This is a genomic window from Limnospira platensis NIES-39, assembly GCF_026000695.1.
Taxonomy (GTDB): Bacteria; Cyanobacteriota; Cyanobacteriia; order Cyanobacteriales; family Microcoleaceae; genus Limnospira; species Limnospira platensis.
The window spans coordinates 912,870-926,053 of sequence record NZ_AP026945.1; the positions used below are offsets into that span (position 1 = coordinate 912,870).

Consider the following 13,184-nt stretch of genomic DNA (forward strand, 5'->3'; position numbering starts at 1 on the left):
AATCATTCCGATGATCACCCAGTTATTGAAAGTTTGAATAAGTAGCCCCTATCATTAGTTATACTGAGATCAGGGCGGGTTGATGATTCTTGGTAAAGCTGACCGGATCACCCGCCCTACAATCATTTATAATTGCCTCACCTCAGCCCAAACCCCACCAGTTAATTATGATTTCAATGCAGATAAAACCTGATCGTGAATCAGTCCATTGCTCACCACTATACCCCGATTGTCTACCATTTTAATACTAGAAGCAAAATCTAGGGGTTTCCCGTACATATCTGTGACGCGACCTCCGGCTTCTTCAACGACAATCGCCCCGGCGGCATGATCCCAAATATTTTCCCGGTAATTGGGGTATTTAGGAGAAGGAAGACGCAGATATAAAGCCGCTTGTCCTGATGCTACAACCCCATATTTAGCTTGGGAGTCCATCCGCACGGAGGGGGAGGTAATTCCCGCAGCTTGAGCGATCGCATTTTGACGGGATTGATCACCGTGGGCGGCTTCCACGCTTTCCACAAAGCGCATATTGGCGGTATCTTCAGCTTTCACCACTTGAATCGGGGTAAATTTCCCAGTAGAAAAGGGCATTTTCATCGACCCTTCCCCCCGCACAGCCACAAACAACATTCCGGGAATATCTCCATCAATTGCATAAGCCGGACAGCCCATAATTCCTAGTTTAACCTCCCCGTTTTCAATTAGGGCTAGTGCGATCGCATATTGGTCTTTTCGTAAAAACCCCTTAGTGCCATCAATGGGATCTAGAGTCCAAAATCGTCCCCCCACACTGCCATTACCGCGATCTATCCAAGTAGTTACTTGCTCAGGGGTGGCATCAGGTATAATACTCTTAACATAGTCTGTAACTTTCTCCAGGTTGTTCCCCATTTCCGGGGTTTTCAGGGTAGTAGCATCTTCTTCTCCCACTATCGGATCATCCGGGAAGGCTTCTGAGATAGCTTTACAGATAATCGCCTGGGAACCAAAATCGGCAACAGTTACAGGGCTTTTATCCCCTTTTTCCATAGCGGGGGGAATGGCTTGTCGTACTTCTTCGCACAGACGGGAGGCGGCGAGTACGGCATCAATAGCGACTTGTTTTTCGCGATCGTAGGGCATGGAAACTCCTGGAGATATAATTAGTTGAGATTGTATCCTTACATAGCTTTACACTTGGTCTATCACTCGTCAAGTTTTCCCAAAATCACCTCCGGGAACTTTTCACCCCCTAACAACTCATCTTTCCACTATAATTTAAACTCTCAGGAACCCAGGTGATAATTATTCACCAATTACCCTAGTGATTTCTCGGATTATCCTATGCTATGAATTATGTCTTAATCACCCTGATTTTCCAGGGTAAAAATGAATCCTCCCAGTGGTAGGGGGAGATTGATACGCACCAAGTAAAATGGAAATTTTCCCTCCCTCTCGGAGAAGGTTGGGGAGAGAGCCATGGGCTGTTATTGCCCGCGCCGGTGACGCAATGGGGCGGGTAGAGGTTGACAATATTTAATTTTTGTGGTACTAAGTCTGGAGCGATCGCCTGCTATCAAAAGCCAGTAAATTCTCCGCCCCAAATTATCACCAAATCCGATTTAATCTCAACACAAATCCCGGCAAGACATCGCCGCCTGATAGTTCTGTGGGCTCCTCCAAAACTTCGATTTCTTGTTGGGGGCGGTAGATTTCTACCCGTCGATTTTGGGGGTCAATTAACCATCCGAGTCGGGCTCCATTTTCCAAATATTCCCCCATCTTTTGTCGCAGTTCCGATAAGCTATCGGTAGGCGATCGCAATTCCACCACGAAATCAGGACATAAGGGAGCGAAACCTCGGCGCACCTCGGGTGTCAGTGCTTCCCAGCGGGGGCGACTCACCCAAGAAGCATCAGGGGAACGGATCGCCCCGTTGGGGAGGATAAATCCCCCGGACGAGTCAAAAGCAACACCCAACTCTTCGTGGGCTTCTACCCAAATTCCTAGTTGGGTTGTCAATCTGCTATTTTTTTGGCTTGATTCGCTCCCGGTGGGTGGTGTCACGAGCAATTCTCCTGTGGCGGTTCGTTCCAATCTTAAATCGGGGTTGGCGGCGGCGATCGCCTGGAATTGTTCAAGGGTGACGTGGAGAAGGGTGGAGGGTGGTAGTCGCAGGGTGAGGGTGCTGTGCATCAGATTTCCTCCGGGAATGTGGGCGGATATTGTTAATGGTAACTCGGCATATGCTCAGAAATCCTGGCATTGGCTTGGGATTGGGTTATCATATTCCCAGAGAGGGGAAACGCGCCTATGAGTTTATAGGGAGATGAGCAATGGTTTCTCAGCCAAAAATCGCAACTCAGCACGAAATTATCTATCCTGATTCTGACGGTAAACCGATGGCGGAGAATACGATTCAGTTTCGCTGGATTATGACCATATATCACAATCTGGCGTGGTTATTTGCCCTACAGGCGGATGTGTTTGTGGCGGGGGATTTACTCTGGTATCCGGTGGAAGGGAATAATAAGATACGCCAAGCGCCGGATATTATGGTGGTGTTTGGGGTAGAGAAGGGAGACCGGGGTTCTTACCAACAGTGGAAAGAAAAGGCGATCGCCCCCCAGGTCGTGTTTGAAATTCTGTCTCCGGGGAACCGACCGGGAGAACTGACTCGGAAGTTGTTATTTTACGAACACTATGGGGTGGAGGAATATTATCTTTATGACCCGGAAAACAATGATTTGAGCGGGTGTATCCGTTCGGGCGATCGTCTGGCTATGATTGAGGAAATGCAGAATTGGGTGAGTCCCCGCCTGCAAGTTCGATTTGAGTTGTCCGAGGAGACGTTAACACTTTATCATCCCCAGGGTCAGCCGTTTTCTTCTCCCCTGGAAATCGAGCAACAATTACAACAGGAGCGATCGCGAGCCGAACAGGAGCGATCGCGAGCCGAACAACTGACCGCCGAGTTGGAAGAGGAGCGCCGAAAGGCTAAAAGGTTGGAGATGTTGTTGCGGGAAGCGGGGATTGATGGCGATCGCTTATAGAAGTCAAACTGGCTTGTTGCCTGTGTTATAATTCCGAGGTGGGGTGAGGCGATCGCCTGCTATCAAAAGCCAGTAAATTCTCCGCCCCAAATTATCACCAAATCCGATTTAATCTCAACACAAATCCCGGCAAGACATCGCCGCCTGATAGTTCTGTGGGCTCCTCCAAAACTTCGATTTCTTGTTGGGGGCGGTAGATTTCTACCCGTCGATTTTGGGGGTCAATTAACCATCCGAGTCGGGCTCCATTTTCCAAATATTCCCCCATCTTTTGTCGCAGTTCCGATAAGCTATCGGTAGGCGATCGCAATTCCACCACGAAATCAGGACATAAGGGAGCGAAACCTCGGCGCACCTCGGGTGTCAGTGCTTCCCAGCGGGGGCGACTCACCCAAGAAGCATCAGGGGAACGGATCGCCCCGTTGGGGAGAATAAATCCGGTGGAGGAGTCAAAAGCAACACCCAACTCTTCGTGGGCTTCATCCCAGCGATCGAGTTGTCCGATAATGCGGCTATTTCTTTTTCCCGATTCGCTCCCGGTGGGTGGTGTCACGAGCAATTCTCCTGTGGCTGTCCGTTCCAATCTTAAATCGGGGTTGGCGGCGGCGATCGCCTGGAATTGTTCAAGGGTGACGTGGAGAAGGGTGGAGGGTGGTAGTCGCAGGGTGAGGGTGCTGTGCATCAGATTTCCTCCGGGAATGTGGGCGGATATTGTTAATGGTAACTCGGCATATGCTCAGAAATCCTGGCATTGGCTTGGGATTGGGTTATCATATTCCCAGAGAGGGGAAACGCGCCTATGAGTTTATAGGGAGATGAGCAATGGTTTCTCAGCCAAAAATCGCAACTCAGCACGAAATTATCTATCCTGATTCTGACGGTAAACCGATGGCGGAGAATACGATTCAGTTTCGCTGGATTATGACCATATATCACAATCTGGCGTGGTTATTTGCCCTACAGGCGGATGTGTTTGTGGCGGGGGATTTACTCTGGTATCCGGTGGAAGGGAATAATAAGATACGCCAAGCGCCGGATGTTATGGTGGTGTTTGGGGTAGAGAAGGGAGACCGGGGTTCTTACCAACAGTGGAAAGAAAAGGCGATCGCCCCCCAGGTCGTGTTTGAAATTCTGTCTCCGGGGAACCGACCGGGAGAACTGACTCGGAAGTTGTTATTTTACGAACACTATGGGGTGGAGGAATATTATCTTTATGACCCGGAAAACAATGATTTGAGCGGGTGTATCCGTTCGGGCGATCGTCTGGCTATGATTGAGGAAATGCAGAATTGGGTGAGTCCCCGCCTGCAAGTTCGATTTGAGTTGTCCGAGGAGACGTTAACACTTTATCATCCCCAGGGTCAGCCGTTTTCTTCTCCCCTGGAAATCGAGCAACAATTACAACAGGAGCGATCGCGAGCCGAACAACTGACCGCCGAGTTGGAAGAGGAGCGCCGAAAGGCTAAAAGGTTGGAGATGTTGTTGCGGGAAGCGGGGATTGATGGCGATCGCTTATAGAAGTCAAACTGGCTTGTTGCCTGTGTTATAATTCCGAGGTGGGGTGAGGCGATCGCCTGCTATCAAAAGCCAGTAAATTCTCCGCCCCAAATTATCACCAAATCCGATTTAATCTCAACACAAATCCCGGCAAGACATCGCCGCCTGATAGTTCTGTGGGCTCCTCCAAAACTTCGATTTCTTGTTGGGGGCGGTAGATTTCTACCCGTCGATTTTGGGGGTCAATTAACCATCCGAGTCGGGCTCCATTTTCCAAATATTCCCCCATCTTTTGTCGCAGTTCCGATAAGCTATCGGTAGGCGATCGCAATTCCACCACGAAATCAGGACATAAGGGAGCGAAACCTCGGCGCACCTCGGGTGTCAGTGCTTCCCAGCGGGGGCGACTCACCCAAGAAGCATCAGGGGAACGGATCGCCCCGTTGGGGAGAATAAATCCGGTGGAGGAGTCAAAAGCAACACCCAACTCTTCGTGGGCTTCATCCCAGCGATCGAGTTGTCCGATAATGCGGCTATTTCTTTTTCCCGATTCGCTCCCGGTCGGTGGTGTCACGAGCAATTCTCCTGTGGCTGTCCGTTCCAATCTTAAATCGGGGTTGGCGGCGGCGATCGCCTGGAATTGTTCAAGGGTGACGTGGAGAAGGGTGGAGGGTGGTAATCGCAGGGTGAGGGTGCTGTGCATCAGATTTCCTCCGGGAATGTGGGCGGATATTGTTAATGGTAACTCGGCAGATGCTCGGAAATCCTGGCATTGGCTTGGGATTGGGTTATCATATTCCCAGAGAGGGGAAACGCGCCTATGAGTTTATAGGGAGATGAGCAATGGTTTCTCAGCCAAAAATCGCAACTCAGCACGAAATTATCTATCCTGATTCTGACGGTAAACCGATGGCGGAGAATACGATTCAGTTTCGCTGGATTATGACCATATATCACAATCTGGCGTGGTTATTTGCCCTACAGGCGGATGTGTTTGTGGCGGGGGATTTACTCTGGTATCCGGTGGAAGGGAATAATAAGATACGCCAAGCGCCGGATGTTATGGTGGTGTTTGGGGTAGAGAAGGGAGACCGGGGTTCTTACCAACAGTGGAAAGAAAAGGCGATCGCCCCCCAGGTCGTGTTTGAAATTCTGTCTCCGGGGAACCGACCGGGAGAACTGACTCGGAAGTTGTTATTTTACGAACACTATGGGGTGGAGGAATATTATCTTTATGACCCGGAAAACAATGATTTGAGCGGGTGTATCCGTTCGGGCGATCGTCTGGCTATGATTGAGGAAATGCAGAATTGGGTGAGTCCCCGCCTGCAAGTTCGATTTGAGTTGTCCGAGGAGACGTTAACACTTTATCATCCCCAGGGTCAGCCGTTTTCTTCTCCCCTGGAAATCGAGCAACAATTACAACAGGAGCGATCGCGAGCCGAACAGGAGCGATCGCGAGCCGAACAGGAGCGATCGCGAGCCGAACAACTGACCGCCGAGTTGGAAGAGGAGCGCCGAAAGGCTAAAAGGTTGGAGATGTTGTTGCGGGAAGCGGGGATTGATGGCGATCGCTTATAGAAGTCAAACTGGCTTGTTGCCTGTGTTATAATTCCGAGGTGGGGTGAGGCGATCGCTCTACTAAAAAAGCCAGTCAATTCTCATCCCCAAATCCGATTCAGTCTCAAAACCAATCCCGGCAAGACATCGCCGCCTGATAGTTTTGTGGGATCCTCGCCAACTTCGATTTCTTGTTGGGGGCGGTAGATTTCTACCCGTCGATTTTGGGGGTCAATTAACCATCCGAGTCGGGCTCCATTTTCCAAATATTCCCCCATCTTTTCTCGCAGTTCCGATAAGCTATCGGTAGGCGATCGCAATTCCACCACGAAATCAGGACATAAGGGAGCGAAACCTCGGCGCACCTCGGGTGTCAGTGCTTCCCAGCGGGGGCGACTCACCCAAGAAGCATCAGGGGAACGGATCGCCCCGTTGGGGAGAATAAATCCGGTGGAGGAGTCGAACCCTTCGCCCAATTCTGGGTTTGCTTCTACCCAAATTCCTAGTTGGGTTGTCAAGCTGAAATTTCTTTTTCCCGATTCGCTCCCGGTCGGTGGTGTCACGAGCAATTCTCCTGTGGCTGTCCGTTCCAATCTTAAATCGGGGTTGGCGGCGGCGATCGCCTGGAATTGTTCCTGACTGACATGGAGAAGGGTGGAGTGCATCGGATTTCCTCCGGGAATTCGGGTGGATATTGTCGATAGTAACTCAGGGGGATGGGAATGCGATCGCCTCTCGCGTAGCACGGGCATCTTGCCCGTGTTATCATGATGAGATAGGGTGATGCGATCGCCGATCAAAGACGACCACTGGAAGACGGGAAAAAAACATGAAAAACTCGGTCAAGAATCAACTTCAAGAATTGTATAAAACCGACGGTTATTTGTGGCTACAGCAAACCGTCGAATTGTTGAAGGAAAAAGACTTCCAAGATTTAGATCTGGACGGCTTGATTGAGGAGTTGGAAAGTTTGGGAAGGAGTGAGTTTAACAAGGCTAGAAGTCTTTTGAGGCAGATTATCATCCATCTGCTGTTGTTGGAATACTGGGAGAAAGAATACGAGCGGAACCATCGACATTGGCAGGCAGAAATTATTGCGTTTCGCGATGATTTAATTCATGAGTTGACGGCAAGCCTGAAAAATAAGCTGATTCTAGAATTGGACTCTATCTATCATGTCGCCGTGAGTTTCGTGAGCAAGAAAACGGGTTTATCTAAAAGTCTATTTCCGGCTAACTGTCCTTATTCTTTTGAAGAATTGTTGGAAGAGAACTGGTATCCAAATCATAAGAGAAGCTGAGGAAATTTACATGATTTCATAAGGAGGAGTCCGAATCTGAATCAGCATCCGAGGGTGAGTGTAATTATTCCGGTTTATAATGGCGATCGCTTTTTATCAGCAGCCATTAATAGTGTTTTCATGCAAACTTATCAAGACCATGAAATCATCGTTATTGATGATGGTTCCACAGATGAAACCTCCCAGGTAGTCGCATCATTAGGGCATAAAATCAGATATTTTCACCAGGAAAATCAAGGTTCTGCCGTAGCTCGGAATTTGGGGATTCAACAAGCTGAAGGCGAGTTAATTGCTTTTTTAGATGCCGATGATTTTTGGTTGTTACCAGAAAAGTTAGCACAACAGGTCAGTTTATTTGACCAACAGCCTAACTTAGCCATGGTGCAAACCGGATGGCGCATTGTCGATGAACTCGGTAATCCGATTATTGATGTTGAACCTTGGCATCAAGTTCCTGAACTCACCTTAGAGAGTTGGTTAATGTATAAACCCGTCAAAACCAGTGGCTTATTAGTCACAAAGAATTCCCTAGCAAACGCCGGAGGTTTTGATGGGGAGTTGCGACAATCCCACGATGTCGATTTAGTCTTGCGTTTAGCGTTGATGGGGTGTCAAGCGACTTGGTGGCCGCAGGTCGCCGTGGGTTATCGTCGGTATGGGGGGAACACCACCAGAAATGCTAAAACTCAGGCGGATTGTGTGGTGAGGGTGTTGGATAAGTTTTTTGCTCATGGGGATTTACCCCCCTCCATTCGAGCCATGGAGAGTTCTGTGCGCTATCATACCTTGGTATGGTTGGCTTGGTATCACTATGATAAAGGCTTGTATACTGACATGGCTGATTTTTTAAATCGCTCTTTGGAATATACCCCTTACTATGCCATGGAGACTATTGCCGACTGGGTGGAACGCTTTCAACAGTTTTCTGTGCAGAATGGTCAGAGTTGGGATGTTTGTTTTTTGACTGATTTACCGGATTGGCAGAAGGTGATTAGTAAGACTGTAGTAGGTTGATGATACAGAGAGTATTTATTTATCCTCATAATTTAACCCATGATTGAGTTGCCAAATCATTAAGATGTGACCAAGATTTAAATAATATCAATATCTTGACCAATCTGATATTAAATAATGAATAAAAACTCACTTATTCCCATCTGCATTACTTTGGGTACACGACCAGAGGCTATTAAACTCGCTCCGGTTATCCAACAGTTCCAAAAATGCCCTCATTTTGAATTTTTCGAGTCTTTCCAGGTGTTCGTCGATGTCGGTTTGGCTGAGTTTGCTTTTGACTTCGACTAATATGGCTTGGTCGCTGTTGACGACGAGCAAATCAATTTCTAGGGCTTCTCCAAAGCGTTTAACCGAGAGGTCGCCGTGAAATTCATTGACAGCAATTCCCCTTTTTTGAAACAGTTGGACGGCGGCGGGGCGTACCTGCCATTCGACAAATTCTCCGAGGCGGTTTCCCAATTTGCCTAATTCCTGGTTGAGTTTTTCATTCTGTTGTTTGATTATTCGTTCGGTTTCCCGGAAGCGGCGATCGCTTTCTTCGGATTGTTCCCGGAAGCGGCGATCGCTTTCTTCGGATTGTCGCTGGAGGAGTTGCCGGGTTTCTTGAAATTGGCGTTCGGTTTCTTTCTGGGCTTCTGCCAGTTCCGCCAGCAGCCTCCAAACATCGTCAGCATTGGTGGTCATGGGGGTTCCTCTCAGGTGTCTCAATCATCCATTTTAGCCACTTTCCACTATGCGATCGCTTTCTGGTAAGATGCGATCGCACTTCCGAGAGGCTACGGGAATGCACTTCCGAGGCGATAGGCGATCGCACTTCCGAGAATCGCTCGGTAGATGTTTGTCAAGTTGCATCAGTCTCGTGATAGGGTATAATGCTGGGATATGTCAGGGGGTGGATGTGTTGGTAAGCTATTTATGAGGAGTGGTGAGGGAATGAGTGCGGGTGAGTTGCTGAGACAGGCGAATCAGTTGAAACGGTCTGGGAAGTTGGATGAGGCGATCGCACTTTATCATCAGGTAATAGATATTAACCCCCATTTTGCTTGGGCTTATCATAGCTTAGGGGATGCTTTAGTTAAACAAGAATACTTTGATGATGCGCTCAATTACTTTCATAAGGCTGTTGAAATTAATCCTCATATAGCTTCTTTTTATTATCACTTATCAGAAGTTCTAGCTATTCAAGGAAAATTTAATCGAGCCATCATTTATTTTGATAAATTTCTAAAAATCAATTTCAAAAATCAACCGAATTTTTCCAATAATGGCTGTATAGAAAAATTTTTGACTAATCAAATTACAGAATCATCTTTTTGGTCTGCTTTAAAGTATGCACATCTATTGAGTCATCAAAATCATATTGAGCCTGCTATAAATGTTTATCAAAAAATAATTCAAGATAGCCCTTATCAATATTCTGAAGTTTATAATAAGTTAGGTGAACTTTTCTTAAAAACGGAAGACACAAAAAAAGCTGTTTCTGTTTTTGAAACAGCCATATTTCTGGAACCTCAAACAGCCCGGTACTATATAAATTTTGCCGAAGCAACAAACCTTTGGAATCCCTGCGTTAGAGCTTATAGAAAAGCCATTAAGTTGAATCCCGTAGAATTTTATGACTACTATAATCAACTTGAGATTAATCACACTCACAATATTAAGGTTAAAAATCCGATATTTGTGGTAGGTTGTGGACATAGTGGAACTTCTGTGATGCTGGCTTTGTTGGGGAGTCATCCTTGTTTTTACCCCATTCCTTATGAAAGTGAGATATTCTTAAAAAATATAAGCAAAATCAAAGAACAGATGCGAATTTGGGATGACGAATGTTTGGCGGATGGAAAACTTCGTTGGATTGAAAAAACTCCTCCCCACATTTTTCAAATTGGCAAATTTATGAAAATCCGTCCTCAAAGTCAATTTATAATCATGCTAAGAGATGGGAGAGATGTTGTTTGTTCTCTGAAACATAGACCAGACTATCAAAGATTTTTCGAGCGCATTGATAGATGGATTTATGATAACCTCGCGGGATTACTGTACTGGGAACATCCCAGAGTTAGGGTAGTCAAGTATGAGGATTTAGTTAGCAATCCTGAAGATACTTTGATAAAGATTTGCAATTTCTTGGGAGAAAAATATAATGATAAAATGCTGGAATTTCATAAAACTGAAAAACATTGGTATAGTGAAGAAATTGTCAAGCCTGAAATTATCGATACTATGACAAAACACAAGCAAAATCGAAATTGGCAAATCAATCAAGCATTGTTTGATGGTCGAGGTCGGTGGCAACAGGAGATGACACCAGGAGAGAAAATAATTTTTAAGAAAAAAGCTCAACAGTATTTGTTAGAATGGGGCTATGTTCAAGATGATAATTGGTAATTTATGAGTGATACTTCATTAAAGTTACAAGCATTACGATTACCCAACAACCCAATTTTATATCCAAATTTACCTGGGTTAGAAGGTGAACTAGGAGCTAATATTAATGGCCCTTCGCTGATTCGGGTTCCTGATTGGATTGAAAATCCTTTGGGTCGTTACTATCTTTACTTTGCTCATCACAGTGGCAAATTTATTCGTTTAGCCTATTCTAATGATATTGAAGATTCATGGACGGTTTATAGTCCAGGCACACTGCACATCGATCAAATAGATCAAACGGTATGCGTCAATCATATTGCTTCTCCAGATGTTCATGTGGATCATCAAAATCGTGAAATTCGGATGTATTTTCATGGTGTTCATCCATGGCAAGGTCAGGTAACTTTTTTGACAATCTCTAAAGATGGTTTACATTGGGCTGTATCTCCAGAGGTATTAGGGCCATTTTATATGAGGGTGTTTCAATATGATGGATGGTATTATGCGATCGCTAAAAATAAAAATATTGGCGGTGTGATTCTACGCTCAAAAGATGGTGTAACCCCTTTTGAGAGAGGAGTAGATTTTATTCCCAACATGAGACACGCGGCTGTTTTGTTAAAAGAAGACACATTAATTGTATTTTATTCTCAAATTGGAGATACCCCTGAGTCTATCTTAATGAGCTATGTAGATCTAACCCAAGACTGGACTTCTTGGATACCATCTGAACCTATCCTAATTTTAAAGCCAGAACAAGATTATGAAGGGGTAGATTTACCAATTCAGCCTTCACAAAGTGGGGCGGCTAAGGGGAGAGTCAGACAGTTAAGAGATCCGGCTGTTTATCAAGAAGATAATAAATCCTACCTTTTGTATTCAATTGCCGGAGAGTCAGGTATTGCTGTTGCAGAGTTAAAATCAATTATTCTTACTTTAATCAAAGCAAAGTCAGCTTTTCTAAAGCAGTTAATATCAAAATTATAATAGCTTTTATCATTAACTTTATATATTAAAAGATAATAAAACATGGCATTCTTTTATATCCTTCCATTTTTAAAAATATAGCTTAATCGCTCTTGATAAGCTCTAGTTTAGTCAAACATATCTCCTATAAACTGCTGTACCTTGCTCGACTCCCAAAAACTCAAAGCGAGAATCCGTGTCCATAACTACCTTGCAAACAAGCTGCACATGACAGACCTTAATTTGCTCGTCATCATATTTTAACAAGATATCTGGCTTGACAGATGGATTCAAACTTGGTGATTTTGCAATGGACCAATACCAGTCATCGAAAAGCATATAACCACCTGGTTTGCAAAGCTCTTTTAAAACGCAAGCGGCGGGAGCATCTAGATGAAATACATGACCTCCATCGATATAAGCAAGATCAAATGGTTTTAGTAAACCCGCAACAAAACCCTGAGCCAATTGAAAATGATATCCAGAATATGTTCTAGACGGTGATCCCCATGAAGAGTCAATATTGGTAAATCCAAGTTTTGCTAGATCTGAAGCCAATTCAGACACTTCCCTTTCCAAACTAAATAGAATAATAGTCCCAGAATTATTAAGTCTTTTTGCCACTTCTAAAGTTGTAACACCTATGCCGACACCAATTTCGTAATATGTAAGACTCTTTTTTGCGCCAGATAATGTCAAGTTATCCAAAATTTTTAAAACAACAGAGTCCGGTGTTGACAAGGCTTCATATCCAGATGAACCTATCTTCTCAATCATAAAATTACTCCCAATGAATTAAGTAATGAAATAGTCAATACATTGGATTTCGCCTAATACACCACTGATTACCAATTCCACAAGCAACTATCTGATAATCATGGGACTTGACAAAATCATTAACTGCACGGAATACACCATGATGAACCGACTGTGGATTTGGCCACCAATCATCTCCTAAGATTAAGCCACGGCTCGACAAGACTTGATCGATAAGTTGTAATTCGTTTAGAGTCGATAAATATACATGAGTCGTATCTAAATATACAAAGTCTAATTCCTCATTTACAGAATTCAGAAACCGCTCACAGTAATCTTCTACAAATATAACCTGAGATTTGTCTCGATATGGCTGAATACGCCTCTTGGTATCCTCAAGCGCATACTCGGTGGTTAATTTACCATGCCCCAAATATTCCGAATTAGGTTCTCTCCAATTAAATTTTTCACCCAGCAACCGCCAGGGATCAACTAAATATAACTTTGAAGGTTCTGTAATACTTAATATTTGTTCCGAAAAGTGACCTCTGAACACGCCTAGTTCAGCCCCCACAGCCTGCTGGGGAGCATAACTCAAGATCCAAGTCCTCCTTTTCAATCTTTCGATTTCAGTATCAGGGAAAGAAACCTCCATACCAGTCAGGCATCTATTATCCATATTT

Annotated in this window: 16 protein-coding genes; 7 read left to right on the forward strand and 9 right to left on the reverse strand. The window is 45.1% G+C overall.

The window, feature by feature from the left end:
• Window positions 1-165: 165 nt before the first annotated feature.
• Window positions 166-1,125, reverse strand: coding sequence for a 3'(2'),5'-bisphosphate nucleotidase (locus tag N39L_RS04840; protein ID WP_014274461.1), 960 nt, complete (start codon window positions 1,123-1,125; stop codon window positions 166-168).
• 465 nt (window positions 1,126-1,590) lie between these two features.
• Complete coding sequence (locus tag N39L_RS04845; protein ID WP_014274462.1) at window positions 1,591-2,178, reverse strand: Uma2 family endonuclease; 588 nt, start codon at window positions 2,176-2,178, stop codon at window positions 1,591-1,593.
• A gap of 140 nt (window positions 2,179-2,318) precedes the next feature.
• On the opposite strand from N39L_RS04845, the gene N39L_RS04850 reads away from it, so the two are divergent.
• Entirely contained in the window at window positions 2,319-3,035 is a 717-nt protein-coding gene (locus N39L_RS04850) for a Uma2 family endonuclease (RefSeq protein ID WP_014274463.1), read from the forward strand.
• Between the two features lie 94 nt (window positions 3,036-3,129).
• On the opposite strand, the gene N39L_RS04855 is transcribed toward N39L_RS04850, so the two are convergent.
• A complete protein-coding gene (locus tag N39L_RS04855; protein WP_014274464.1) occupies window positions 3,130-3,717 on the reverse strand; it encodes a Uma2 family endonuclease in 588 nt (195 codons plus the stop codon).
• A 140-nt stretch (window positions 3,718-3,857) separates the two neighbouring features.
• On the opposite strand from N39L_RS04855, the gene N39L_RS04860 reads away from it, so the two are divergent.
• Window positions 3,858-4,553, forward strand: coding sequence for a Uma2 family endonuclease (locus N39L_RS04860; RefSeq protein WP_014274465.1), 696 nt, complete (start codon window positions 3,858-3,860; stop codon window positions 4,551-4,553).
• Window positions 4,554-4,647: 94 nt separating this feature from the next.
• Here N39L_RS04860 and N39L_RS04865 read toward each other — a convergent pair whose 3' ends face one another.
• A complete protein-coding gene (locus N39L_RS04865; RefSeq protein WP_014274464.1) occupies window positions 4,648-5,235 on the reverse strand; it encodes a Uma2 family endonuclease in 588 nt (195 codons plus the stop codon).
• Between the two features lie 140 nt (window positions 5,236-5,375).
• Between N39L_RS04865 and N39L_RS04870 the strand changes: the two genes are divergently transcribed.
• The gene (locus N39L_RS04870; protein ID WP_014274466.1) at window positions 5,376-6,113 is read left to right on the forward strand and encodes a Uma2 family endonuclease; all 738 of its coding nucleotides are present in this window, start codon (window positions 5,376-5,378) and stop codon (window positions 6,111-6,113) included.
• Between the two features lie 80 nt (window positions 6,114-6,193).
• Here the strand turns inward: N39L_RS04870 and N39L_RS04875 are convergent, their stop codons facing one another.
• Window positions 6,194-6,757: a Uma2 family endonuclease gene (locus tag N39L_RS04875; RefSeq protein WP_014274467.1), complete on the reverse strand. Its 564-nt coding sequence runs from the start codon at window positions 6,755-6,757 to the stop codon at window positions 6,194-6,196.
• Between the two features lie 164 nt (window positions 6,758-6,921).
• Here N39L_RS04875 and N39L_RS04880 point away from each other — a divergent pair, with 164 nt between their 5' ends.
• Complete coding sequence (locus tag N39L_RS04880; protein WP_006618135.1) at window positions 6,922-7,392, forward strand: DUF29 domain-containing protein; 471 nt, start codon at window positions 6,922-6,924, stop codon at window positions 7,390-7,392.
• A 54-nt stretch (window positions 7,393-7,446) separates the two neighbouring features.
• A complete protein-coding gene (locus N39L_RS04885) occupies window positions 7,447-8,406 on the forward strand; it encodes a glycosyltransferase family 2 protein (RefSeq protein WP_014274468.1) in 960 nt (319 codons plus the stop codon).
• A 129-nt stretch (window positions 8,407-8,535) separates the two neighbouring features.
• Here N39L_RS04885 and N39L_RS04890 read toward each other — a convergent pair whose 3' ends face one another.
• Complete coding sequence (locus N39L_RS04890; protein ID WP_231852096.1) at window positions 8,536-9,093, reverse strand: hypothetical protein; 558 nt, start codon at window positions 9,091-9,093, stop codon at window positions 8,536-8,538.
• Between the two features lie 33 nt (window positions 9,094-9,126).
• A complete protein-coding gene (locus N39L_RS04895) occupies window positions 9,127-9,261 on the reverse strand; it encodes a hypothetical protein (RefSeq protein WP_286133255.1) in 135 nt (44 codons plus the stop codon).
• Between the two features lie 30 nt (window positions 9,262-9,291).
• On the opposite strand from N39L_RS04895, the gene N39L_RS04900 reads away from it, so the two are divergent.
• On the forward strand, window positions 9,292-10,797 hold the full coding sequence (locus tag N39L_RS04900) for a tetratricopeptide repeat-containing sulfotransferase family protein (protein WP_148261842.1): 1,506 nt from the start codon (window positions 9,292-9,294) through the stop codon (window positions 10,795-10,797).
• A 3-nt stretch (window positions 10,798-10,800) separates the two neighbouring features.
• The gene (locus N39L_RS04905) at window positions 10,801-11,766 is read left to right on the forward strand and encodes a glycoside hydrolase family protein (protein ID WP_014274471.1); all 966 of its coding nucleotides are present in this window, start codon (window positions 10,801-10,803) and stop codon (window positions 11,764-11,766) included.
• A gap of 111 nt (window positions 11,767-11,877) precedes the next feature.
• On the opposite strand, the gene N39L_RS04910 is transcribed toward N39L_RS04905, so the two are convergent.
• Both N39L_RS04910 and N39L_RS04915 read right to left on the reverse strand, forming a co-directional pair.
• Window positions 11,878-12,522 (reverse strand): class I SAM-dependent methyltransferase, encoded by a 645-nt coding sequence (locus N39L_RS04910; protein WP_014274472.1) that lies wholly within the window; start codon window positions 12,520-12,522, stop codon window positions 11,878-11,880.
• A 34-nt stretch (window positions 12,523-12,556) separates the two neighbouring features.
• Window positions 12,557-13,180, reverse strand: coding sequence for a class I SAM-dependent methyltransferase (locus N39L_RS04915; protein ID WP_081471135.1), 624 nt, complete (start codon window positions 13,178-13,180; stop codon window positions 12,557-12,559).
• Window positions 13,181-13,184 lie beyond the last annotated feature (4 nt).